The organism is Streptomyces sp. NPDC050211 (assembly GCF_040656035.1).
GTDB lineage: Bacteria > Actinomycetota > Actinomycetes > Streptomycetales > Streptomycetaceae > Streptomyces.
This window is the reverse complement of record NZ_JBFALC010000100.1, coordinates 1-24,259: the sequence shown is the minus strand read 5'-3', so window position 1 is coordinate 24,259 and position 24,259 is coordinate 1. Positions and strand designations below refer to the sequence as shown.

The window sequence follows — 24,259 nt, the reverse complement described above, 5'->3', positions numbered from 1 at the left end:
GCGGGCTCGGCCTTCTGCCGAGCCCGCCCGGGCCGGCTCCTACCGGAGCCGGACTCGTGGCACTCCGTCAGCGCTGCCGGGTCAGCAGACCCGGACGGTAGGGCCATTGGCCGTAGTCGCCGCCGGAGTTGGGGTCGCGTCCCTGGTAGAGGAGCTGCAGGTTGCAGGGATCGACGGTGAAGGTCTGATCGGCGCTGGTGCGGATCAGTTCGCCATGGCTGATGTCGTTGGTCCAGGTGGCGCCACTATTGGCCTTGCCGGCGAAGGGGTTGCTCTCGGTCGCGGCCTGGGGTGTCCAGGAGCCGTTCAGACTCGTGGCCGTGAACGAGCGGAAGTAGCGGCCCTGCGAGCCGATCGCCTCGACGATCATGAGGTAACGGTTCTGGCCCTGGAGCTTGTAGACCTGCGGGGCTTCGAACAGGTTGTTCCTCGTATCGCTCATGATCGTTGTGTAGTTGGAGCCGAAACTGCTCGGGAAGTTCCCGATCGGCATGCTGGCCCGGTAGATCTTGCCGTTGTCACCGGCGAAGAACAGGTACATGTTCGAGCCGTCAGCGATGAGCGTCTGGTCGATGGGTCCTGTTCCGGAGTCGGGGAGGCTTCCGGAGAAGAGCGGCTGCTCCGCTGACCAGCCATTCGGGTTGGTGGGGTCGCTCGACGTCCGGTAGGAGAACGCGGTCCGGCCCCACTGGTAGGCGAGCACCCAGATGTTCTTCGGCGCGAAGTAGAAGAGCGTGGGCGCGACGGTGGAATTCGACATCGCGTTCTGGCTGGCCGAGGCCATCTCCGGCCAGTTGGTGAACAGACCGAAGTTCATCGAACCCCAGCCCGATCCCTGTCCCACGCCGTGCGTCGTCGCATAGACGAGGTGCCTGCCGTTGTAGGGGACGACGGTGAAGTCCTTGAGCGAGGCCCACCCGGCCCTAGGCTGCGCCAGCGCGCCCGTTGATGTCCAGCGGTAGGTCGACGGAAGATCGCACGCGCCGGGGTTGTCGCCGCCGACCTTGACGAGCTGCCACTGCTGGTTGGTGCCACCCCAGTCGTCGTACTGGACGACGTTCGCGTTGTCGGCGGTGGAGGCGCCTTGCACTTCGAGGGCCTTGTTGCTGTGGCGCGCGATGAGCCTCACGTAGCCGTCCGAGCTGTCGGCCAGCCGGAACTGCTGGTTGGTGCCGTTCAGGTCGGCCCACTGGACGATCGAGCCGCCGTTGGCGGTGGAGAAGTTATGGACGTCCAGCACCTTGCCGGAGTGGCGGGACTTGATGCGGTAGTAACCGCCGCCGGAGTCGACGAACTGCCACTGCTGCTGGTTCTGATCGTTCCTGGTCCACTGGGTGATGCGGGCGCCGTCGCTGGTCGCCAGATTGTAGACGTCCAGGGCCTTGCCGCTGTTGCGGTTGACCAGCACGTATGAGGCGTTGGGGTCGACGGTCGCCGCGCTGGCCGGCTGGGCGCCGAGGAAGGTGGCCACGAGCAGCAAGGGCGCAAGGACGGCTAGTAAGCGTCTTAGGCGGACTGGGGACGGGTGGCGAAACCACATCGGAGGGCACTCCTTTAGGGGCGGGGGTGAGGTGATCCCGATGAACCATTGAGCGGACGTGCCGGTGGGCGGGGGAATCTCGAATGTTTCGAAGAATTCCCGGACGCTGTGACGCCACAAGCTAGGAATGTGGGGCCCTCTGGTCAAGCCCTGTCGCCGATCTGTCCACAAACAGCGCCTCCTCTTGCCTTCCGGCTCGCCAGTGGCTCCGGAAAGTTTCGGAGGAGAAACCGAAACTTCTTGTGCGGGGAGTATTGACGATCCACCGTCAACGCCTCAATCATCCCTTCAATCAGCCCCGTCTGAGAAAGCGGCCATAGTTCGAGATACCGAACCGCGTCGGCACTGAGCAGTCCGTGCCACACGGCAGGGCCGCGCACAGCCGCACGACAGAGCCGCACACCACAGCACCCGCGCCACCCCGTTCGCGCAGTTGGAGAGGTGCGCGACGCCGCGTGGCGGTCCGCCGGCTGAGCCGCGATGGAGGTACCCCCATGCCTGTGTCGAACATGCCTGTGTCGAAACACCGCCGCCGCCCGCCGTACGTCACCCGGCGGTCGGGCGGGTGCCGTCCGGGCCGGCTGAGACCCCCGGTCCTCTGACCGCGGTGTCCGGTGATTCCGTGCCGTCTGGGTTCCGGCCCGCCCCGTCCGTCTGCCGTGGGAGCGGACGGCGCATTCCCCTGCGCTGCAGTCCTTCCGTGATTTCTACCTTGGAGGCAAGTCATGGGCTCGTATGCCCTTCCCAGATCCCCTATCCGCCGAAAGGTCCGCGGACTGCTGTTGGCGCTGCTCGTCGGTGTCCTCGGTGCGGTCGGCGCACTGGTCGCGCCACCGCCCGCACAGGCCGCCGAGACCACGCTCGGCGCCGCGGCGGCGCAGAGCGGCCGCTACTTCGGCACCGCCATCGCCTCGGGCAGGCTGGGCGACTCGGCGTACACGTCGATCGCCAGCCGCGAGTTCAACTCGGTGACGGCCGAGAACGAGATGAAGATCGACGCCACCGAACCGCAGCGGGGTCAGTTCAACTTCGCCGCCGGTGACCGCGTCTACAACTGGGCGGTGCAGAACGGCAAGCAGGTGCGCGGCCACACCCTGGCCTGGCACTCCCAGCAGCCCGGCTGGATGCAGAGCCTCAGCGGCAGCAACCTGCGCCAGGCGATGATCGGCCACATCAACGGCGTGATGGCCCACTACAAGGGCAAGATCGCGCAGTGGGACGTCGTGAACGAGGCCTTCGCCGACGGCAGTTCGGGAGCCCGGCGCGACTCCAACCTGCAGCGCACCGGCAATGACTGGATCGAGGTCGCCTTCCGCACCGCGCGCGCCGCCGACCCGGCCGCCAAGCTCTGCTACAACGACTACAACGTCGAGAACTGGACCTGGGCCAAGACCCAGGCCATGTACAACATGGTCCGCGACTTCAAGCAGCGCGGCGTCCCGATCGACTGCGTGGGCTTCCAGGCCCACTTCAACAACGACAGCCCGTACAACAGCAACTTCCGCACCACCCTGCAGAGCTTCGCCGCCCTCGGCGTCGACGTGGCCATCACCGAGCTCGACATCCAGGGCGCCTCGCCCACGACCTACGCCAACGTGACCAACGACTGCCTGGCCGTCCCGCGCTGCCTCGGCATCACCGTCTGGGGTGTGCGCGACAGCGACTCCTGGCGACCGCAGCACACGCCGCTGCTGTTCAACAACGACGGCAGCAAGAAGCCCGCCTACACCGCCGTCCTCAACGCACTCAACGGCGGCTCCACCACGCCCCCTACGGAGTCCGGACAGATCAAGGGAGTCGGTTCAGGCCGCTGCCTGGACGTTCCGAACGCCGGCACCGCCGACGGCACCCAGGTCCAGCTGTGGGACTGCCACAGCGGCACCAATCAGCAGTGGACGCACACCGCCGCGGGCGAGCTGAAGGTCTACGGGAACAAGTGCCTGGACGCCGCCGGCACCGGCAACGGCGCCAAGGTCCAGATCTACAGCTGCTGGGGCGGCGACAACCAGAAATGGCGCCTCAACTCCGACGGCTCCATCGTCGGCGTCCAGTCCGGCCTCTGCCTCGACGGCGTCGGAAGCGGCACCGCCAACGGCACCCTGATCCAGCTCTACTCCTGCTCGAACGGCAGCAACCAGCGCTGGACCCGCACCTGATGGGACCTGCCACAGACGAAAGGGTGAGTCGATGAAGACCTATGGTGCGGCTTCCCCCGCCCCTCCACCGAGACATCACTGGTGGTCCCGGGTCGCCGCCGTGGTGGCGATGGCCCTTGCGATCGGCATGCTCGCCGTGGTGAATCCGGCGCCCGCCGAGGCGGCGACGGTGGACACCAATGCCTGGTACGTCCTGGTCAATCGCGGCAGCGGCAAGGCGCTGGACGTCTCCGGCACGTCCACCGCCGACGGTGCGCGGGTCAGCCAGTGGACGCGCCACGACGGAGCCAACCAGCAGTGGCAGTTCGTGGACTCCGGCGGCGGCTTCTACCGCCTCAAGGCCCGGCATTCGGGCAAAGTTCTCGATGTGGCCGGCGCCTCGACCGCGGACGGTGCCGCGATCCAGCAGTGGGCCGACCACAACGGGGCCAACCAGCAGTTCCGCCTGGCCGACTCCGACGGGGGCCACGTCCGGCTGATCAACCGAACCAGCGGCAAGGCGGTGGAGGTGCAGGGCGCCTCCACCGCCGACGGCGGCAACGTCGTCCAGTACTCCGACTGGGGCGGCGCCAACCAGCAGTGGCAGATGGTCAAGCTGTCGTCCGGTGGCGGCGGCGAGGGCGGATGCGGCAGCGCTCCGACTCTGGCGAGCGGCACGCACACGATTCAGAGCGGCGGCAAGAGCCGCAGCTTCATCCTCAGGGTTCCCCCCAACTACGACAACAGCCACCGCTACCGGCTGATCTTCGCGTTCCACTGGCGGGGCGGAACCGCCGGCGAAGTCGCCTCGGGCGGAACGAGCGGGAGCGCCTGGTCCTACTACGGCCAACAGGAGCAGTCGAACAACGACGCGATCCTCGTCGCCCCCCAGGGCCTCGGCAACGGCTGGGCCAATTCGGGCGGTGAGGACGTCACCTTCGTCGACGACATGATCCGGCACATCGAGGGCGGCCTCTGTGTCAACCCGGCACAGCGCTTCGCCACGGGATTCAGCTGGGGCGGGGGTATGAGCTACGCACTCGCATGCAGCCGGGCGAACGCCTTCAGGGCCGTCGCGGTCATCTCCGGCGCTCAGATCAGCGGGTGCAGCGGTGGCACCCAGCCCATCGCCTACTTCGGAATCCACGGCATCAGCGACAACGTCCTCAACATCGGGCAAGGACGGTCCCTGCGCGACAAGTTCGTCGCCAACAACGGCTGCACCGCCCAAAGCCCGCGCGAGCCCGCGCCGGGCAGCCGAACGCACATCACCACCACCTACTCGGGCTGCCGTGCCGGATACCCGGTCCAATGGGCCGCGTTCGACGGAGGCCACATACCCGGTCCGGTCGACGGCTCCTCCGGCGAGAGCGGCGTCACCACCTGGACCAAAGCAGAGATCTGGAGGTTCTTCGCACAGTTCCAGTGACACCCCGCACCACGGAGTGGAGCCAGGTGACCCTGGCTCCACTCCGTCCCGCCACGCTCTAGAAGAACCCAAGTTTCTTTGGACTGTATGAAACGAGAACGTTCTTCGTCTGCTGGTGGTACAGCGATGGCAGGCCGTTGACCAGGCAAAACACGCGACTCTGGGTCGTAGTCTCATGAGTTGGCTCGCAGCTGGTCCGAATCTTCGCCGAACGAGCTGCCAGGAGTGGCTGGTGGCGGCTGGTCTGCACCCCGCGGCCGGGCCACGACGCTGCGGGTGGCCCGGGACCTGGGGGGGCATCAGGTCGTCGGCTCGGGCGGTGGGGCACGGATCGTCGTGGACCGGCGTGACGGGAGGGCTGCCCACGGAACCGGTAGCGGCGTTCGGGACGCCCTGCCGCGCCGTAGCGCAGGGAGACCTCCGCATGTCAGGAGGCGTAGAGCTCGTCGATGTCCGCCGCGTACGCCTTCACGATCGCGCCCCGCCGCAGCTTCAGCGAGGGTGTCATGAGGCCGTCGGCCATGCTGAACTCGGTCGGAAGGATCCGGAACGCCCGGATCGACTCGGCCCGGGACACGGCGCTGTTCGCCATGGTCACGGCTCGCTGGATCTCCGCACGCAGGTCCTCGTCGACCGTCACTCCCGTGGACTGCGCCGGCTGTCTCGCGCGCAGCTGGTGCCAGTGCCTCGCGGCCTCGGGGTCCAGGGTGATCAGGGCCGCGATGAAGGGCCGGTTGTCGCCGACCACGAGGCACTGGGAGATCAGGGGATGCCTCCGGAGCCGCTCTTCCAGGATCCGGGGACTGACACTCTTGCCGCCGCTGGTGATGAGGATGTCCTTCTTGCGGCCGGTGATGACGAGATAGCCGTCGTCGAGAAAGCCGATGTCGCCCGTCGCGAGCCAGCCGTCGCGCAGCACCGCCTCGGTGGCCACACGGTCGTTGTGATAGCCGGAGAAGACGACATCCCCCCGGACCCAGATCTCGCCGTCCCGCGCTATGTGGACGGCGCAGCCCGGCAGCGGCCTGCCCACCGTGCCGAACCGGGGGCTGCCCGGCGGCTGGCTGGTCACCGCGGCGGTGGTCTCCGTGAGCCCGTACCCGTCGTGGACGGTGATCCCGGCACCGGCGAAGAACAGGCCCAGTTCCCGGTCGAAGGTCGACCCCCCGGATGTGGCATGCCGGACCCGGCCGCCCAGCACGCCCCGCAGTCGGCCGTACACCAGGCGGTCGAAGACCGCGTGCGCGGCCTTGAGCATCGGTCCTGGCCCGGATCCCGCTCCCGTGTTCCGCCGCTCCACCTCCTCGGTGTAGCGGATCGCGACGGCCATGGCCCGGTCGAACAACGGCCCCCGTCCGGCCTCCTCGGCCGCGCGGCGCGCCGTGTGGAAGATCCTCTCGAAGATGTACGGCACGGCGAAGACATAGGTCGGCCGGAAGGACGCGAGGGCGGGGAGGAGTGCGGTGGGTGACAGGTCGGGCTGGTGCCCCAGCCGGACGCCGCACCGCGGATGCAGACCACCTGCACCATCAGGCCGTAGATGTGGGAGAGCGGCAGGAAGGCAAGGATGCACGGCTGTTCCCCCGGTTCGGCGAGGATCTCCTTCCAGCCCGCGTACAGGGTGTCGCACTCGGCGGCGAGATTGGCGTGGGTGATCACGCAGCCCCGGGGCCGCCCGGTGGTACCCGACGTGTACGTGATGGTGGCCACCGACCGCGGTGTCACTGCCTGGCGGTGACGGTGCACCACGGCGTCCGGGATGCCCAGGCCCTGATACGTCAGCCGGGACACGCAGTCCGCGTCGAGCTGCCACATCGCATGCAGGGCAGGCAGCCCGTCGCAGGCCGCTCCCACGGTCATGGCATGGTCCTCGTGCTCCACCACGATGGCCGACACCTGGGTGTTCGACAGGATCCAACGGACCTGGTCCGCCGAGGAGGTGGGGTAGACGGGCACGAGCTCAGCGCCGATCGACCACAGCGCGTAGCTGAACAGCGTCCACTCGTAGCGGGTCCGGGACATCACGGCGACCCGGTCACCGAACCGTATGCCCTCGGCCAACAGCCCCTTCGCCAGCCCCATCACCTCGTCGCGGAACTCGGCCGCGGTCACCGCAAGCCACTCGTCGCTGTCCGGTTCGCTGCGCCGGGAGAGCTGTTCCAGCTTCGGGTCGCGCTCGGCCACGTCGTACACCGAATCCGCGAGGCCACCCCTCGGCAAGGTCTCCACCAGCGGCGGAAGGCCGAAATCGCGCACGGTACCCCCTCATTGAGCCATTGCCGTGCCGCGCCTCCCGGCGGGCAGGGGCGAAAAACTACCGGCCACCGACTGGGCTGCCTAGGGGCCTGCGGCCTGCCGAGGCGGCCCTGGCAAACCGCCGCGCACGCCGGCCTGGTCGCCGTCGGCGCGCTGTACAGCAGGCTGCCGCACAGGACCCCGTAGCTCGCCGCCGGCGGCTGACGGCCACACCCCGCCGGGCCCAGCCGACTGTCAGCGGGTCTTGCGACGCATCTCCCGGGGGCTCACCCCGAAGCGGCGGCGGAAGGCCGTGCTCAGCGCGCTGGCCGAGGAGAAGCCCGAGGCGTACGCCAGGTCCGTGATCGTCATGTGCTCGCAGTCGGCGCACAGGAGACGCTCCCGGACCAGACGCAGGCGCTCCTCGCGGATCAGGTCGCGGGGCGTGGTACCCGCATGCTGGAGCGCGAGCTGGATCTGGCGGAGGGACCAGCCGAGGGCGCGGGCCATGGCGGCGCCGGACAGGTCGGGGTCGGCCGCGTGATCGCGCACGTAGCGGCGGACCATCGCCTCCACCCCGGTCAACTGCCCCGGGGCGTCGGGGCGGTCGTCGCCGCAGGCGAGCATGCAGAGCAGCTCGACGACGCGGTCGCACACGGCGTCGAACTGCGCGGTGGTGAGGTGGTCGCGCTCCTCGTTCAGGCTGCGCACCACGGAGTGCACCACGCGGCCCAGCCCCCTGGTCAGATCGAGCCCGGTGGCCAGCGGTGCCTTCCGGTTCAGCGGGCCGTCGATCTCCTGGGCCGGGATCGACATGATGACACCGCGCAGAGACGCGCCGTGCAGGATCTCGAAGGGCGCACCGAGCGTGATCAGGCTGCCCGTGCCCGGCGTCAGCCGCACCTCCTCGTCGTCCTGCCGCAGCCGCAGTTCGCCGGAGAGCGGGAAGAGGAGCCGGTAGTCGGGGTCGGGCATCTGCCGGATCAGGCCCGGTGTGCGCGCGTACTCGATCTGGTCGCTGTACCACGTGACGACCTGGTAGGTGTCGCTGCGCTGGCGGATCATCTCGCCGCGGAAGACCTCGGCGCGTCCGTACCTGTAGTCCAGCCGGGTCTGGTACGCCCCGACGCGCTCACTCCACAGATCGGTCTGCTCGCGTGCCTCGACCTCGGCGGTCCTCGTCGTCTCCACGACGTAACTTCCCGTGGGCAACGCATCCCCTCCGCTGCGACGTGTCCCGACGGCCTGCGCGGCAGCCCGGAACGCTCCTGTGTTCGAGGGCTGTCGCTCGGCGCAGACTAGGGACCAGCAATCGGTTTCCGGAACTCTCCTCAGCCTCATTGGCCTATGCCAAAGACAAGCCTGTCGCGATCGGCACGTCCCACGAACGCGCCTGCGTCCCAGGGCAACTTCCTTGCGCGCACGGACAAGTGCGCCCACGGACACGCCGCTACCGTCGTGCGCCCGTCGACCCGCCACCTGCTGTGAGGACTTGATGACGGAACAGATACCGGAGGCGGTGTTCTGGTGCCTGGCCGTGGGCCTGTTCGCCGTCGGCGTGCTGCTGGTGCGCGAACGCGGCATCAGCGCACGGCAGCGCAGACGGAACGCCGAACTCAGGGACGGCCTGCGGGCACGGGACGAGGAACTCCAGCACCTCGTCTCGGCCCGGCTGCCGGCCCTGGAGGACGCGGCCCATCAGCAGGCCCCGGCCGTCGGCCTGCTCGACGACCGGCTCGCCGACACGGAGTTCGCGAAGTGCCTCGACGGGGTCCTGGAACGGTTCGCCGGTGCGGTCGAGCACGCCCGGTCGCGCGCCGACCAGTCGGCGAAGGCCGCCCTGAAGGCGTCGATGCGCTCCATCCAAGCCTTGGCCAACGAACAGCAGGTGTCCATCGCCGAGATGCAGGACCGGCACGACAACCCCGGCGTGCTGCGCGACCTGCTCGAGATCGACCACACCAACGCCCAGTTCGGCCGTCGTGCCCAGGCCATCGCCGTGCTCTGCGGCTCGTGGCCGGGCCGCCAGCGCTCCACCTCCGCACTCGTCGAGGTCGTACGCGGCGCCACCTCCCGCATCCGCGACTACCGGCGCATCCGCATCAACGGCGAGGTCGACATCGCCGTGCGGAGCCGGGCGGTCGAACCGGTGGTGCTCGCGGTCGCCGAACTGCTCGACAACGCGGCGCGTCACTCGCAGCCGGGCACGACCGTCGAGGTCACCGTCCAGACGGTGCACAACGGTGCCTGCGTGGTGATCGACGACGCCGGAGTCGGCATGGCCGGCCGGGCAGCCGAGCACGCCGCCGAACTGCTCGCCGGTACCCACGCGGTGGACATCTCCCGGCTCGGCGACCCGCCCCGCTTCGGCTTCGCCGTCATCGGGGCGCTCACCGAGCGCTATGGGTTCAGCGTCTCCGTGGACACGCTCTCCCCGTACGGCGGTGTACGCGCCGTGACGTTCCTGCCGACCGCTCTGCTCACGCACCTGGACGCCGCGCAGGAGCCCGCACCGCCCGAGCCCCAGTCCGCTGCCGCGCCCGCCCAGCCCCCTGCTCCCGCGCCCTCGCCGGGTACGGCCTCTGCCGCCGATCCCGATCCCGACCCCGAACTCGCAGAGGCGACGCCGGGAGGCCTGCCCAGGCGCCGTCGCCGCTCGGCACGGCGACCCGTCGCGGAACCCGTACCGGCCGACGAGGTCGGCGGCCGGTCGGCCGAGGAGAACGCCCGGCGCATGGGCGCCTTCGCACGCGGCACCCGCTCCGGCAGAGCCGTCCGGCACACGCTCCACGACGACGAAGGGAACAGCCACGAATGACCGGGCCCACCAGCAACGAGCTGGGCTGGATGCTGGACGAGGTGCTGAAGGTCCCGCAGGCGCGCCACGCGATCCTGCTCTCCGCCGACGGCATGCTCCGCGCCTTCTCCGAGCAGATCGACCGGGACGACGCCGAACGGCTGGCCGCAGGCCTGTCCGGCGTCCAGTCGATCAGCCGCAGCACGGCCGAGTTCTGCGGCACCCCGCACACCCCGTGGCGCCAGACCCTGATCGAGTTCGCGCACGGCTACGTCTTCCTGGTCGCCGCCGGCGAGGGCGCCTACCTGGCGGTCTCCACGGGGGAGGACGTCGACATGGAGGCGGTCACCTACCGCATGCACAAACTCGTCGACCGGCTCGGCAAGGAGCTGACCAGCCCCGCCCGGCAGGACACCGGCAGCCCGGGATGACACCCCGGCGCCGCCCCGCAGACCGGCTGGTGCGGTCGTACGTCGTCACGGACGGCCGCGCCCACCCGACCCGCAACACCCTGGACCTGGTCACCCTGCTGATCGCGACCGACGATCTGCCGCTGACCGGACTCAACCCGGAAAAGCGCAGGCTCATGGAACTGTGCCGGCCCGGAGCCCTGTCCGTCGCCGAGGTGGCCGGCCACCTGTCGCTGCCGGTCGGCGTGGCCAAAGTGCTGATCGCCGACCTCATGGACAGTGGCCACATCGTCACCCGCGCCCCGATTCCCGCCGCCCGGCCGACCGACGCCCGAATCCTCCAGGAGGTGCTCGATGGACTCCGCGCCCGCCTCTGACGACGTCTACCTGCGGCCCAGCGTGCAGACGGCGGTCAAGCTGCTGATCGTCGGGCACTTCGCGGTCGGCAAGACCACGTTCGTCGGCACGCTCTCCGAGATCCGGCCGCTGCGCACCGAGGAGGTCATGACCGAGGCCGGCGCCCTCATCGACGACCTCGCGGGCATGCGGGACAAGACGACCACGACGGTGGCCCTCGACTTCGGCCGGCTCACCCTCAACGACAGCCTGGTGCTCTACCTCTTCGGCACCCCGGGCCAGCAGCGCTTCACCCGGCTGTGGCAGGACATGACGCAGGGTGCGCTCGGCGCGCTCGTCCTCGCCGACACCCGACGCCTCAGCCAGTCGTTCGAGGTCATGGGCCTACTGGAGGAGTACGGACTGCCGTACGCGGTCGCGCTCAACCAGTTCCACGACGCTCCCGCGTGCGAGCTCGACGAGGTGCGCGAGGCCCTCGACCTGCTGCCCGAAACCCCCCTCGTCCGATGCGACGCCCGCGACCGGGTCTCGTCCACGCGGGCACTCATCAGCCTCGTCGAGTACCTCCTGAATCGCACCGGCCACCTGGAGCACGCGTGACCTCCGCATCCCCCGTCCCTCCCTTCCCGCCGCCGGGCTGCCCCGCCCACGAGTCCCTGCACGGGCCCGAGTTCGCCGCCGACCCGGCCGCCGTCTACCGTCGGCTGCGCGACATCGGCCCGATCGCGCCGGTCGAACTGGCACCCGGCGTGCGGGCCTCGCTCGTCGTCGGATACGACGCCGCCCTGCACGTGCTGCGCAGCACCGAGACGTTCTCCAAGGACGCCCGCCGCTGGAAGGACCTGGCGGACGGCACCGTCCCCCCGGACAGCCCGGTCGTGCCGATGATGATGTACCGGCCGAACGCGCTGTGGACCGACGGCACGGAACACCGCAGGCTGCGTGGCGCGATCACGGACAGCCTGGCCCGGGTGGACCCCGCCACCCTGCGCGGCCACGTCGAGGCGAGCGCGGACACGCTCATCGACCGCATCGCCCCGGCCGGGCAGGCCGATCTGCTCGGCGAGTACGCCCAGGTACTTCCCCTGCTGGTGTTCAACCGCCTGTTCGGCTGCCCGGCCGACTACGGGGAGCGCCTGGTGCAGGGGATGTCCGGGATCTTCGACGGAGTGGACGCCGAGAAGGCGAACGAACTGCTCGCGACGACTCTGCTGGACCTCGTCACGCTGAAGCGCCGGCGGCCCGGGCCGGACGTGACGTCCTGGCTCATGGACCATCCCGCCGGGCTCACCGACGAGGAGATGGTGCACACCCTCGTCCTGCTCATGGGCGCGGGTACCGAGCCCCAGCAGAACCTGATCGCCAACAGCCTGCGGCTGCTGCTGTCCGACGACCGGTTCGCCGGCACCCTCTCGGGCGGCAGCCTGCCGGTGGAGGACGCCCTCGACGAGGTGCTGTGGACCGACCCGCCCATGGCCAACTACGCCGTGCACTACCCGGTACACGACGTCGTGTACGAAGGGATGGTGCTGCGGGCGGGTCATCCGCTCGTGGTCAGTCTCGCCGCGGCGAACACCGACCCGTCCCTGACGGTGGATCAGCGTGCGGGCAACCGCGCCCACTTGGCGTGGAGCGCGGGCCCGCACACCTGCCCGGCGCAGAGTGCGGCCCGGCTGATCGCGGCGGTGGCCGTGGAGAAGCTGCTCGACCGGCTTCCCGATGTCGAACTCGCCGTACCGGTCGAGGATCTGGCCTGGCGACCGGGCCCCTTCCACCGAGCGCTGGCTGCGCTGCCGGTGGCGTTTCCGCCGGCCACCGTCACCCCGTCCACCGCCGGCGACGAGCCGCCCGTGGAGCGCACCGCGCCGACGCCCCCGCCGACCGCGGTGCCCGGGGTCGGCCGTGCAGGGCGCGGATGGGCCGCCCGGCTGCTCGCGTGGTGGCGCGGCGAGTGATCAGGACAGGCGCACCGGCAGGGAGCGATGGCCGTTGGAGATGAAGGAGTCGACCGGCTCCAACTCGTCCTGGGGCGCGGCGAGTCGGAGTCCGGGGAAACCGTCGAAGAGCGCCCGCAGCGCGATGCGGGCCTCGAGCCGCCCCAGCGGGGCGCCCAGGCAGAAGTGCACGCCGTGGCCGAAGGCGAGGTGCTCCTTGTCGGCGCGGGAGACGTCGAAGCGGTCGGCGTCCTCGCCGTACTTCCCGGGGTGACGTCCGGCGGCGGCGTAGGCGGCGAGGATGGCCTCGCCCTTGCCGATCATCACCCCGTCCGGGCCGCCGAACTCGCTCATCTTGAGCTCCTCGACGGCGTACCGCAGCGGCAGGCTGGCGACGGGCGCCGCCACGCGCAGCGCCTCCTCGACCACGTCCTCCCACGAGACGCGGCCGGAACGGACGTGGGCGAGCTGGTCCGGATGGGTCAGCAGGAGATGGATGGCGTTGTCGATCAGGTTGACCGTGGTCTCGTGGCCGGCGCTGATCACGAGCACCAGGGTGTCGAGCAGCTCCTGCTCGCTCAGCCGGGTGTCGCCGTCGTCGCGGGCCGCGATGAGCGCCGAGGTCAGGTCGTCGCCCGGTGACCGCCGTTTGAGGGCGACGAGTTCGCCCAGCGCCGCGTAGAACCGTGCGTAGTTGTCAGTGACTTCCTCCGGGGTGGCGGAGGTGTGGAAGACGCCGTCCACGACGGCCCGCAGCTCCGCACCCTGTTCCTCGGGCAGGCCGAGGAGTTCGCTGATCACCCGGATCGGCAGCGGATAGCAGAACTCCTCGCGCAGATCGACGACTTGGCCGTGCCGTCCGGCCGCCTCGACCCGGTCCAGCAGGGCCGCGGCGATCTCCTCGATGCGGGGCCGGAGCGCCGCGGTGCGCCGTGCGGTGAAGGCCTTGGAGACCAGGGCGCGCAGCCGTTTGTGCTCGCCTCCGTAGGCGGTGAACATGTTCTGCACCGCGACCCAGGTGAACAGCGGCCATTCCGGGGCGATCTCGCCGTTGATCCACCGGGGCCAGTGCCGACGCGGGTCCTTGGAGACGCGTGGGTCGGTGAGCAGGCGCTTGAGCAGGTCGGGACTGCTGACGGCCCAGGCCTGGACGCCGTCGGGCAGTTCGACGAGGGTCACCGGTCCACGCTCGCGGATCCGGGTGGCCTCGCCGTGGATGTCGCGGCCGGTCGGGTCGATCACTAAGGGGCGGGGGTGTCCCATGGAAGTCTCCCAGGCGCTCGCACATCAATACGAGCCGTAAAGCTACTTGAACGTAGCGTGTCCGGGCGAGGGCCGCCGGCACGCGCTGCGCACGGGGGCAACTTCCTTGCGCGCGGGCGAAATTCGGCGGTTCGCCCCCGCCCTACGGTTCGGGGTGTCGGATCGGAGAGCCGGTGAGTGTGATGACAGTCGGCAGGACCGTGGTGGATGCAACCGGGCGGTGTCGAGGTGCGGACCGTGGCCGCGGGTGGCTGGTGGGACGCCGTGCGCGTACCGCTCGGCCTCGGGACCGATGCACTCCGCAACCTCGGAGACGAGACGGGAGCCGTGATCAGGGACGGCTTCGGCGCACGCCTGTACTGGCTGATTCCTCCTGGTTCCGCCGCCGACTGGGACCTCCCGCGGGTGCGTGTCCTGGGCCGGGGCTGCCACGTGGCGATCCCTCCGCTTCACCGCGTCACGTGCCCCGGTCTGTGCTGGCAGGTCACTCCGTCGCGTGACCGCGAATGGACGAACACGCCCCGCCTGTACTCCGCCCTCCGGACGGCGCTCCTCCGCGAGAAGTCCCCGCCCACTGACACCCACCCCGGCCGATCCTGAGCCCGGCCGGGGTGGGATCCGCGGGGTGACACGCCGTCACTCGGCCGTGCCCGCAACTCCGAAGCGGCGGAACATTTCGAGGAATGGGTCGTACGGGATGGTCGGGCGGAGCGATGCGCTCGGTGCAGCTCTCACCCTGGGCATCTGTTCCAGAGGGACGACTGACCGACGACCTGTTGCCGTACCTCAGCTTGATCATTAACCTCGCCGCTGTTTCAGGCGGACGTGTTCGGCGAGGGTTTTTTGGCTTTTGAAGTGGTCGCGCAGAGGGTCGGTGCGCTGGGTCCGGGAGGGCTGAATTCCCTGTGCATCAGCGGGAGTTGAGTCAGCAGGCGGGTTTCCCGCTCCCGGTCCGGACGCTGACCGGCCGGTCAGCGTCCGGACCGTTGGGACGGCCAGCCGTGGGGAGTGGCGGCTCGGCCCTGGGGCCGGGCGGGTTCAGCCCTTGGGCAGGGCGTAGGTCCGCGCCGCGGGCACCTCGTGGGCCGGTTCGACGTTCGCGAGACCGCCGGGGGCCGTCTTCGCCGGCTTGTGGATGAAGGACTGGTACGTCGCCGGCTTGGCGCGGTCCGAGAAGTCCAGCTGCACGCCGAGCACGGTGAGCTTGGACTGCTTGCGGTGGGCCGCCGCTATGCCCTCGCGCGTCAGGTCCTTCGCCTTGCAGGCCGCCTTGAGGTCCTCGCCGAGGACGCTGATCGCGTTCCAGCCGCTGACGACACCCGAGTCGAGCAGGTCCTTCGGGTACTTCGCCTTGTAGTCCTCGGCGAGCTTCTCCATGGCGGGGTTGTCGGCGCTGAACGCCGGGGCGGGGCTCACCACTTGGAGCATCTTCTCCAGGGCGGGTCCGACCGGGGTCGCCATCAGCTGCGGGGCGAAGCCCGGCGAACTGGAGAGGACCGGGACGGTGAAGCCCGCGGCGGCGGCCGTGCCGACCAGGGCGGCCGTCTGACGCGGACCGGCGCTGATCAGGATCGCCTTGACGCCGGCCTGCTTGAGCGCGGTGACCTGGGCGGTCAGGTCCTGGTCGGTGGGCTTGATCTTCTGCCCGACGACGGTCAGCTTCGCCTTCTTCGCCGCGTAGGCGGCACCGGCGAGCGCGTTCTCGCCGTACTCACCCTCGAAGTAGACGTGGCCGATCTTGTCGCCCGCCTTCAGCTTGGCCGTACGCACGACGTGGTCGACGCCGTTGATCATGTCGATGTCGTAGGTGGAGCCGACCACCTGGACGTACTCGCCGCCCAGCAGGGTGGAGGCCCAGGCCATCGGGAACGTGAGCAGGTGCTTGGACTCGAGCTCCTGCGACAGCGAGGACACCACCGGGGAGCCGACCATCTGGGACACGGCGGCCACGTTCGGCTCGGTCTCGGTGAACGCGGACACGGCCTTCTGGACGTCGTAGCCGTGGTCCTTGACGGTGATCCTGACGGTCCGGCCGCAGATGCCGCCGGAGGCGTTGAGCTGGTCGGCGTACAACTGCTGGGCGTTGACGATGCTCTTGCCGAGCGAGGCGTAGGGGCCGGTGAGGTCGGTCAGCGCGCCCAGGGTGATGGTCTTCTCCGTCACTCCGGGGCCGGTCTTGATGCCGTCGCTGCCGGCGCTGTTCGCGTCGGTTCCGCTCTTGGTGCTGCAGGCCGTGGCGCTCAGGGCGAGTGCGGCGATGACGGCTGCGGCCGGGGCAAGTCGGGTGCTTCTCACGGGGTGTGCTCCTTCGGGGTGGTGCGGGTGCGCAGAGGGAAACGCCGGGTGCGGGGGGAGCCGTCGCCCTTGCGGCACGGCCGTCTGTGGGCCAGTCCGGCCAGGCCGCCAGGGGCGAAGATCAGAACGAGGACGATCGCGGTGCCGTAGAGGTAGCGGGCCGCGTCGCCGGGGGACACGCCGGATCCCGTGGTGCCGGGAGCGGTGAGCAGGGGCAGGTCGTCGGCGTACTTGGTGAGCAGGTGGGGGATCAGGGCGACGAAGACCGCGCCGCAGGCCGCGCCGCCCACCGAGCCGAGGCCGCCGATGACGATCATGGCGAGGTAGTCGATGGACAGCAGCAGGCCGAAGTGGTCGGGGACGACGCGCTTGAACACCAGGGCCAGCAGGGCGCCCGCGGCACCCGCGTACATCGAGGAGACGATGAACGCGGACGCGCGGTAGCGGGTGAGATGGACTCCCATCACGGCGGCGGCGACCTCGCTGTCGCGTACGGCGCCGAGGGCCCGGCCGGGGCGTCCGCGCAGGATGTTGCGGGCGGCGAGCCAGGCCACGGCCATCAGGGCCAGGCCGACGTACCACAGGCGCTCCAGTCCGCCGAAGGGGACGCCGAGGACGGCGAGCCCGTCGGGGGAGGTGTCGGTGAAGGAGAAGCCGAGGATGTCCAGCGGCGGTACGGAACGGCCGTTGAAGCCGCCGGTGACCTGCGGGGCGTTGAGCATCATGTGATGGCCGAGGAAGACAAGGGCGAGGGTGGCGATGCCCAGGTACATGCCGCGCAGCCGGCCGGAGATGGGGCTGAACAGGCCGCCCGCCGCGCCGGCGAGCACGATCGCGAGCAGGAAGGCGAGGACCGGCGGGAGCCCGAGGCCGTACAGGCTGCCGGCACCGGTGCCGGACGGCTCGGCCGCCAGCCACACATAGCCGTACGCGCCGACGGCGAGGAAGAAGGCGTGGCCGAGGGAGAGCTGTCCCGTCGTCCCGGAGAGCAGGTTCAGCCCGATGGCGCCGATGACGGCGGTCATCGCGAACAGGCCCGTCTGGAGCCAGAACGACGTGACGTAGAAGGGGAGGGCGAGCAGGACCAGTACGCCGACGGTCAGTGTGGCCGCGCGCCGCCAGCGGGGGGTGAGCCTGCCGGGCCACCGGGTCTGGACGGACGGGGGATCGGCGGGCGCGGGCGCGGGGGCGGGAGCCGCCACGGTGTCGACGGTGCCAGGGGTGTCATGGGAACCAGTGGTGTCGCGGGTGTCAGACACGGGTCAGCTCCTTCGATCCGAAGAGACCGGTGGGCCGGACCAGGAGCACGAGCACCATCACGAGGTAGGGGGCCACATCGGAGAATCCGGCGCCGAGGACGCTCAGTTCGTTCTGGTAGCCGGCGGCCATCGCCGCGGTGAGGCCGATCACCAGACTTCCGACGAGTGCGCCGGCGGCCGAGTCCATGCCGCCGAGGATCGCCGCGGGGAAGGCGCTCAGGGCGATCTGACTGGTCGTACGGTCGAGTCCCGGCGCGGGGAACGCGGCGAGGAACACGGCGGCGAGCGCGGCCAGCGCCCCGGCGACGCACCAGGCGATGAGCCGTACGCGGTCCAGCCGTATCCCCATCAGAGCTGCGGCTTCCGGATCGGCGGCGGCGGACCGCATGGACAGGCCCCAACGGGACCAGCGGAAGGCGGCGAAGAACGCGCCGATGACGACGACCGCGACGCCGATGCTCGCGATCCGGGCGTCGGCGACGGTGATGCTGCCGAGCCGGGTCACATCGGCGCCCCAAGGGTCGCCCATGGTGAGGTAGTCGGCGCCGACCTGCCGGTTGAGTTCGGTGCTGAGCAGGACGTCCACGCCGATGGTGAGGATGGTCAGCGTGTGGATCTCCGCGCCGCGCAGGCCGCGGGTGGCCAGCAGCTGGACGAGTCCGGCGAGGGCCGCGGCGAGCGCGGTGCCGACGAGGACGGCGGGAATGAAGCCGATGGCGTCGTGGAGGCGGGCCGTGACATAGCCGCCGAAGAGCAGCAGGGAGCCGTGCGCGAAGTTCATGACGCCGGACGCCTTGAAGATCACGACGAAGCCCAGGGCTATCAGCGCGTAGACGGAGCCGAGCGCCAGTCCGTTGAGGGCGGTTTCGGTGAGTTTGATCATGATGCTTCCTCCGAGTCGCGCTCGGTGTCCGTGCCGGGGGCCGGGGCGATGGCCTCGGCGGTGTCCGTGTCCGTGGCAGATTCCGGTTCCGGCTCGGTGTCCTGGACCGGGGTGCCGAGATACGCGCTGATGACCGCCGGGTCGTTCTGGATGCGCTCGGGCGGCCCGTCCGCGATGAGGCGGCCGAAGTCGAGCACGGTCACCGAGTCGGCGATCCGCATGATCAGCCCCATGTCGTGCTCGACGATGAGGATCGAGATGTTCAGGGCGTCACGCACCCGGGCGATCGTCTCGGCCATGGCCGAGCGCTCGGTGGGATGCATGCCGGCGACGGGCTCGTCGAGCAGCAGCAGCCTGGGCTCCATGCAGAGCGCACGCGCCATCTCCACCCGCTTGCGGTCGCCGTACGCGAGCCCGCCGACCGGCTTGTCGAACGCCGGGCCGAGCCCCAGGAAGTCGGCGATCTCGGCCGCGCGCTCCCGGTGGCGGCGCTGCTCGCGCACCGTATGGGGCAGCCGCAGCGCGCTCGCCGTGAAGCCTGCCCGGGTCAGCCGGTGGCGGCCGAGCATGAGGTTGTCGGCGACGGTTCCGTGGGTGAGCACGATGTTCTGGAAGGTGCGGGCCACGCCGAGCTGAGCGATGCGGTGCGGTGCGAGGCGGGTGAGGTCCTTGTCCGCGTACCGGACGGCTCCGGCGGTGGCGCGGTAGACGCCCGAGATGACGTTGAAGCAGGTCGACTTGCCCGCGCCGTTGGGGCCGATGAGCGCGTGGATCGTGCCGGGCGCGACCGTGAAGGACAGGTCGTGGAGGGCGACCAGCCCGGAGAAACGCACGGTCAGGTTCTCGACCGAGAGGGCAGGGACCGGGTCGGGTCCGCTGTCCGGTCGGGGGGCCGCGGCGGCCTCGGGGGTCGTGGGTGTCGTGCCGATGCTCATCCGTTCCACCTGCCAAGCTCGGTCAGTCGCGGTCCCGTCACGGACGGAGCGCTCGCGGCCGTTGCGTCCGCGGCGTCGCCGTCCGCGTCGGGCGTGCCGCAGCCGGTCTCGTACGTCTCGCCCAGGTACAGCCGTCGCACCTCGTCCGCCGCGGCGAGGTCGGCCGATGCCCCCTCCAGCCGCACCTGGCCGACGTCCAGCACCGACGCGCGGTCGGACAGCTCCAGGGCCATCGCGGCGTTCTGCTCGACGAGGAGGATCGAGGTTCCCTGGGCGTTGATCTCACGGATGATCTCCGCGATGCGCTGCACCATCAGCGGCGCGAGCCCCAGCGAGGGCTCGTCGAGGAGCAGCAGCCGTGGCGCCGCCATCAGCGCGCGGCCCATCGCGAGCATCTGCTGCTCGCCGCCGGACATCAGCCCGGCGGCCTGCCGCCGCCGCTCGGCCAGCACCGGGAACTGTGCGAAGACGCGCTCGCGGGCCGCCCGCAGCTCGGCGCGGGAGCGGCATGCCGACCCCAGGAACCCGGCCCGGAGGTTGTCCTCCACCGAAAGGGCGCCGAAGATCCGCCGGCCTTCGGGCACCTGCACCACCCCGGCGGCCACGGACCGCGCGGCGTCGCCGTTCAGCCGTACGCCGTCGAAGTGCACCGTGCCGCGCTCGACCGTGCCGCGGTGCAGTGCGAGGGTCCCCGAGACCGCACGGAGCAGCGTGGACTTTCCCGCTCCGTTGGAGCCGAGTACGGCCACGATCCGGCCCTGCGGTACGGTCAGCGACACCCCGTGGAGCGCCTGCACGGACCGTCCGTAGCTGACGTGCAGATCGCTGACCCGAAGGGTCCTCGCCTCGGTCTCTACCTCGGTCGCTGGTGGGCTCATCAGGGCGTTCTCCTTGCTCATCGTCGAGCGGGCGCGTGCCGGGCGCCGGACTGGAGCGCTACGAGAACACGGTGGTAGCGGGGCGTCCACGGACTGGGAGCGAGCCGCTGTCAGCTCCCAGCCGGGGCGTGATCCGCTTGTGAGGGGGCACAATCCGTACCTCCTGCTGTGCGTGGATCATCACGATTTGACGGACGTTTCGTTTCAGGGGATGACCGACTGCTTAGCATGTGGATTCCTTGCAGTGCGCTCCATGGGCATACGCCGATCGCCGGCCGGTGGAGCCACCCACCTGCGACCCGCGCAGCGCAAGACATGGCGACCCGCCGTGGTGTTCTCGCACGCCCCGTCCGTCTGGAGGGTCCATGCACACCAGTTCCGTCCGTGGCGCGGTCCGCCCCCGCGTCACCACCACCGCCACCACCACCGCCGGTCCGCGGCCTGGCGCCGCCGCCGTCGGCTCGCCGCCGCCCCTGCCCGAGCCCGCCGACGAGCCCTCGCCGCACCAGCTCTTCGACCACGCCTGCCGGCGCCTGCTCGGGCGCGGCCGGGCATTCAGCGACACCGTGGTGGACCAGATCCGCACCGAGGTGCCGTACTACGCCGACCCGGTGCTCGCACCGCCCGACCTGCCGCAGTCCGTGTACAAGGGCGTACGCATCACGCTGGAGGCCGCCCTCGACCCGGGCCGGATCGTGGACGTCGAGCGCTACACCCGTGAGCTCGGCATCTGCCGGGCCGAGGAGAGCCGCCCCCTCGACGAGGTGCTGCACGCCTTCCGGGTAGCCGGATCGGAAGTCTGGAGCGGGATCATCGGTGCCGCGGAGCGGGACGGCCTCGGCGACCAGCGCCACCTCGTGCGCGTCGCCGAGTTGGTGTGGAAGAGCAACGACCGCGACTGCGTCCTGCTGGCCGACGCCTACCGCCAGGTCGCCAAGGGTGTGGCCAGCCGCCACACCGAGCGCGTACGCCTGATCCTCGCCGCCGTACTGGAGAGCCGCAACGACCCGGCGTTCATCCGGGACGCCGCCTCGATCCTCAACCTGCCGCCCGACGGGCGCTTCGCGTTGGCGGAGATACGGGTCACGCCGCCCTTCGGCCGCACGCCCGACGCCGTCCCGGAGATCTGCGGCATGCGCGTCCTGCGCCACACCGGGGGTCGGCGCGATGTGCTCGTCGCCCATCTCGGCGACCGCCCGCTCGACGCGCTTGTCTCCGCCCTCGACGCCGGTCCCGGCATGCGCATCGGTGTCAGCCCGGTCGTCCAGGGTCTGGAGAACCTGCCCCGGGCGCGGGACATGGCCGGACTCGCCCTGCGCACCTGCCGGGGAGACGGCGAGGTCGCCCGGCTCGACGCCCGTCTGCCCGACGGTCTGCTCATCTCACGGCCCGACCTGTCCGCCGAACTCGCCCTGCGGGTGCTCCGGCCGCTGTACGACCTGGAGCCCGCCGACCGCGACACGCTGATCGACACGCTCGGGGTGTGGATCGAGAAGGGCGGCTCGGCGGTCCAGGCGGCCCGGCACATGCTGTGCCACCGCAACACGGTGCTGAACCGGCTGCGCCGCTTCGAGCAGATCACCGGGCTCGAACTGTCCCGCCCCCGCGACCTCGTACGGCTCACGCTCGCGTTCGACGCACTCCAACTGCTCGGGCCTGCGGCCGTCCTCGGCGGCGCGGATGCCTGGGATGGCGACGTGGACGGCTGAGGCCATGGCTGGCCGGTGTCCTTCCCGCGGGTGGCTGAATGGGCATCAGCACAGTCACCGCCCTCCGGCGTTGGGAGCGGACAACGGCGTGCCCGAAGCGCATGGACTGACTGGTCGGTACGTGCTCTGGTGAGCCCGCATCAGGGGCACTGCCGTCAGGGGCAATGCCCGCGCAAGGCATCAGCCAGGCGATGCGCGCATCCCTGCCCGCCAGGAGAGCTCCATGGCCCATCAGCACGCCCATCCGCACACCCCCCAGCACCATCAAAGACCCCGGCCCCACCCGCCCGGCAGATTCTTCGCGCTCGTCAACGGACTGACCTTCGCGGTCCACCTCCTGCTCGCCTGCACCGCCGAGGACCTGCTGGCCACGCGAGTCGCCGGACAGATCACCCTCGGCGTCGTCGCACTCCTTGCCCAGGGTGCGCTCCTGTTGTGGACGGCGGCGCGCTACGACCGCGCCCCCTACGGCGAAGCCCACGACGAGACCCCCGACGGCGAGGCCTCGTACGAGCCGCAAGGGGAGCGCTGATGCTTTCTCAGATGCTGCTCGCCGCAGGAGCACCCGGCAGCCTCGACCTGGACACGGACACCCGCTCCTGGGTCCTCGTCGGCTTTCTGACGTTCATCGTCCCGATGCTGCTCATCTGTGTGCTCAACGGTCCCGAGCGCGACCGGGTCAACGACTTCTACACCGCGGGCCGCAGGCTGCGCCCCGTGCAGGGCGCCATCGTCCTCTCCGGCGTCTATCTCTCCGCCGCGACCGTGCTCGGTACGACGGGAGCCGTCGCGGTCTTCGGCTTCGACGGCCTGTTCATCGCCCTGTGCACCATGCTGTCGCTCGGCGTCCTGCTCCTGCTGTCCGGCCCGCTGCGCGAGCGCGGCAGCTACACCCTCGGCGACACCTTTGCCCTGCGCGCCCCGGGGCCCGCCGTGCGGATCGCGGCCGCCGTCGTCACGCTGAGCGCCTGTATCCCGTATCTGATCGTCCAGCTTTCCGGCGCCGGCCGGACCACCGCCATGCTGCTCGGCCTTTCCGGGCCGGGCGCCGAACAGACCGTCATCGTCATGATCGGTACGCTCGTCGTCTGCGCCACGGCCTTCGGCGGGATGCGCGGCATGATCGCGCTCCAGATGATCAAGACAGTGTTCCTGCTCGCCATGGCGCTCGCCGTGGCCGCGGTGCTGCTCCACCGCTTCCACTGGAGCGCCGACTCCCTCATCGACACCGCCGCTCGGGGCAGCGGTCGCCCCGAGGGCTATATGCGTCCGGGCCTGCGCTTCGCCGCCGGCGGACCGGTCGAGAGCACGCTCGACTTCATCGGCCTGATGATCACCGTGGTGCTGGGCGTGGCGTGCCTGCCCCATGTCGCCACCCAGCTCAACACCGCGCCCGACCCGGCCGTCGCCCGACGTACGGTCCGCCACACCATCGGGATCGTCGGCGCCGTCTGCCTCGTCACCACCGTGATGGGCTTCGGTGCCGCGGCAGTGATCGGTGCCCCGAGGATTCTCGCCGCCGATCCCGGAGCTACCAGCAGCCTGCTGATGCTCACCGGCGATCTGGCGGGAGGATCGTCGGCGCGGACGGGCGAGGCATGGCTCGTCGTGCTGGTCGCCTGCGCCGTGTTTCTCACGACGCTTGCGGTCGTCGCGAGCGTGACCCTGGCGGCGGCGGGCGCGGTCGCCCACGATCTCGTCACCAACGTCGTGCGCCGCGGGCGTACCACCGAGGGCCGGGAGGTGGCCGCGGCCCGTATCGCGTCCGCCCTGGTCGGGGTGCTGAGTATCTTCTGCGCGGTGTGGGTCCACGGCTGGAACATGGGCTTCCTGTCCACGCTCTCCCTGGCGGTGGCGGCCTCCAGCCTGCTCCCGGCGCTCGTGTACGCGTTGTTCTGGCGAGGCTTCACGCGCCGAGGGCTGCTGTGGACGCTGTACGGAGGCCTGGGCTCCGCGATCGGACTCCAGGTGTGCAGCCCCGTCTTCTCGGGCAACCCGATGGCGCTGGTGCCCGAGTGGCACATCGACTGGTTCCCGCTCCAGACAGTCGCCCTGGTGTCGCTGCCCGTCGCGTTCCTGCTCGGCTGGCTCGGCAGCGTGACGGGACCGCGGCATACGGCCCCGGTGGCGGAGGCGTCGCCAGTCAAGCCTGACGCACTGACGTACTGACGCCCGAAGGCGGCGGGGGGGGGGGGGGGCG

19 protein-coding genes and 1 pseudogene are annotated in these 24,259 nt (G+C 70.4%); 11 read left to right on the top strand and 9 right to left on the bottom strand.

Features of this window, described 5'->3' with window-relative positions:
* Positions 1-67: 67 nt before the first annotated feature.
* A complete protein-coding gene (locus AB0I98_RS46345; protein WP_362952115.1) occupies positions 68-1,540 on the bottom strand; it encodes a non-reducing end alpha-L-arabinofuranosidase family hydrolase in 1,473 nt (490 codons plus the stop codon).
* 725 nt (positions 1,541-2,265) lie between these two features.
* Between AB0I98_RS46345 and AB0I98_RS46340 the strand changes: the two genes are divergently transcribed.
* Positions 2,266-3,696 (top strand): endo-1,4-beta-xylanase, encoded by a 1,431-nt coding sequence (locus AB0I98_RS46340; RefSeq protein WP_362952114.1) that lies wholly within the window; start codon positions 2,266-2,268, stop codon positions 3,694-3,696.
* A gap of 100 nt (positions 3,697-3,796) precedes the next feature.
* Positions 3,797-5,104 carry an RICIN domain-containing protein gene (locus tag AB0I98_RS46335; protein ID WP_362952117.1) on the top strand — a complete coding sequence of 436 codons (1,308 nt, stop codon included), beginning with the start codon at positions 3,797-3,799 and terminating at the stop codon, positions 5,102-5,104.
* Positions 5,105-5,531: 427 nt separating this feature from the next.
* Here AB0I98_RS46335 and AB0I98_RS46330 read toward each other — a convergent pair.
* Positions 5,532-7,360, bottom strand: a pseudogene (locus AB0I98_RS46330) (AMP-dependent synthetase/ligase).
* 234 nt (positions 7,361-7,594) lie between these two features.
* On the bottom strand, positions 7,595-8,530 hold the full coding sequence (locus tag AB0I98_RS46325; protein ID WP_362952113.1) for a helix-turn-helix domain-containing protein: 936 nt from the start codon (positions 8,528-8,530) through the stop codon (positions 7,595-7,597).
* A gap of 304 nt (positions 8,531-8,834) precedes the next feature.
* On the opposite strand from AB0I98_RS46325, the gene AB0I98_RS46320 reads away from it, so the two are divergent.
* Genes AB0I98_RS46320 through AB0I98_RS46300 form a run of 5 tightly spaced genes read left to right on the top strand, consistent with a single transcriptional unit; the run spans position 8,835 to position 12,858 of the window.
* Positions 8,835-10,157 (top strand): ATP-binding protein, encoded by a 1,323-nt coding sequence (locus tag AB0I98_RS46320; RefSeq protein WP_362952112.1) that lies wholly within the window; start codon positions 8,835-8,837, stop codon positions 10,155-10,157.
* The gene (locus AB0I98_RS46315) at positions 10,154-10,567 is read left to right on the top strand and encodes a roadblock/LC7 domain-containing protein (protein ID WP_362952111.1); all 414 of its coding nucleotides are present in this window, start codon (positions 10,154-10,156) and stop codon (positions 10,565-10,567) included. Before AB0I98_RS46320 ends, AB0I98_RS46315 begins: the two co-directional genes overlap by 4 nt.
* A complete protein-coding gene (locus AB0I98_RS46310) occupies positions 10,564-10,923 on the top strand; it encodes a DUF742 domain-containing protein (RefSeq protein WP_362952110.1) in 360 nt (119 codons plus the stop codon). Before AB0I98_RS46315 ends, AB0I98_RS46310 begins: the two co-directional genes overlap by 4 nt.
* Positions 10,901-11,503, top strand: a complete 603-nt coding sequence (locus tag AB0I98_RS46305) for an ATP/GTP-binding protein (RefSeq protein WP_362952109.1) — start codon at positions 10,901-10,903, stop codon at positions 11,501-11,503. The genes AB0I98_RS46310 and AB0I98_RS46305 overlap by 23 nt, the downstream gene beginning before the upstream one ends.
* A complete protein-coding gene (locus AB0I98_RS46300; RefSeq protein ID WP_362952108.1) occupies positions 11,500-12,858 on the top strand; it encodes a cytochrome P450 in 1,359 nt (452 codons plus the stop codon). Before AB0I98_RS46305 ends, AB0I98_RS46300 begins: the two co-directional genes overlap by 4 nt.
* Here the strand turns inward: AB0I98_RS46300 and AB0I98_RS46295 are convergent, their stop codons facing one another.
* On the bottom strand, positions 12,859-14,100 hold the full coding sequence (locus AB0I98_RS46295) for a cytochrome P450 (RefSeq protein WP_362952107.1): 1,242 nt from the start codon (positions 14,098-14,100) through the stop codon (positions 12,859-12,861).
* A 207-nt stretch (positions 14,101-14,307) separates the two neighbouring features.
* Between AB0I98_RS46295 and AB0I98_RS46290 the strand changes: the two genes are divergently transcribed.
* Positions 14,308-14,700, top strand: a complete 393-nt coding sequence (locus AB0I98_RS46290) for a hypothetical protein (RefSeq protein ID WP_362952106.1) — start codon at positions 14,308-14,310, stop codon at positions 14,698-14,700.
* A 438-nt stretch (positions 14,701-15,138) separates the two neighbouring features.
* On the opposite strand, the gene AB0I98_RS46285 is transcribed toward AB0I98_RS46290, so the two are convergent.
* From AB0I98_RS46285 to AB0I98_RS46265, 5 genes are all read right to left on the bottom strand, one after another.
* Entirely contained in the window at positions 15,139-16,395 is a 1,257-nt protein-coding gene (locus AB0I98_RS46285) for an ABC transporter substrate-binding protein (protein WP_362952105.1), read from the bottom strand.
* Positions 16,392-17,498 carry a branched-chain amino acid ABC transporter permease gene (locus AB0I98_RS46280; protein WP_362952116.1) on the bottom strand — a complete coding sequence of 369 codons (1,107 nt, stop codon included), beginning with the start codon at positions 17,496-17,498 and terminating at the stop codon, positions 16,392-16,394. Before AB0I98_RS46280 ends, AB0I98_RS46285 begins: the two co-directional genes overlap by 4 nt.
* A 148-nt stretch (positions 17,499-17,646) precedes the next feature.
* Positions 17,647-18,537, bottom strand: coding sequence for a branched-chain amino acid ABC transporter permease (locus AB0I98_RS46275; RefSeq protein ID WP_362952104.1), 891 nt, complete (start codon positions 18,535-18,537; stop codon positions 17,647-17,649).
* Positions 18,534-19,472, bottom strand: coding sequence for an ABC transporter ATP-binding protein (locus AB0I98_RS46270; protein WP_362952103.1), 939 nt, complete (start codon positions 19,470-19,472; stop codon positions 18,534-18,536). The genes AB0I98_RS46275 and AB0I98_RS46270 overlap by 4 nt, the downstream gene beginning before the upstream one ends.
* A complete protein-coding gene (locus AB0I98_RS46265) occupies positions 19,469-20,350 on the bottom strand; it encodes an ABC transporter ATP-binding protein (protein ID WP_362952102.1) in 882 nt (293 codons plus the stop codon). The genes AB0I98_RS46270 and AB0I98_RS46265 overlap by 4 nt, the downstream gene beginning before the upstream one ends.
* 365 nt (positions 20,351-20,715) lie before the next feature.
* On the opposite strand from AB0I98_RS46265, the gene AB0I98_RS46260 reads away from it, so the two are divergent.
* The 3 genes from AB0I98_RS46260 to AB0I98_RS46250 all read left to right on the top strand — a co-directional run bounded on the left by AB0I98_RS46260 (position 20,716) and on the right by AB0I98_RS46250 (position 24,228).
* Complete coding sequence (locus tag AB0I98_RS46260) at positions 20,716-22,059, top strand: helix-turn-helix domain-containing protein (RefSeq protein ID WP_362952101.1); 1,344 nt, start codon at positions 20,716-20,718, stop codon at positions 22,057-22,059.
* Positions 22,060-22,282: 223 nt separating this feature from the next.
* Positions 22,283-22,591, top strand: coding sequence for a hypothetical protein (locus AB0I98_RS46255; RefSeq protein WP_362952100.1), 309 nt, complete (start codon positions 22,283-22,285; stop codon positions 22,589-22,591).
* Positions 22,591-24,228, top strand: a complete 1,638-nt coding sequence (locus AB0I98_RS46250) for a cation acetate symporter (RefSeq protein WP_362952099.1) — start codon at positions 22,591-22,593, stop codon at positions 24,226-24,228. Before AB0I98_RS46255 ends, AB0I98_RS46250 begins: the two co-directional genes overlap by 1 nt.
* Positions 24,229-24,259 lie beyond the last annotated feature (31 nt).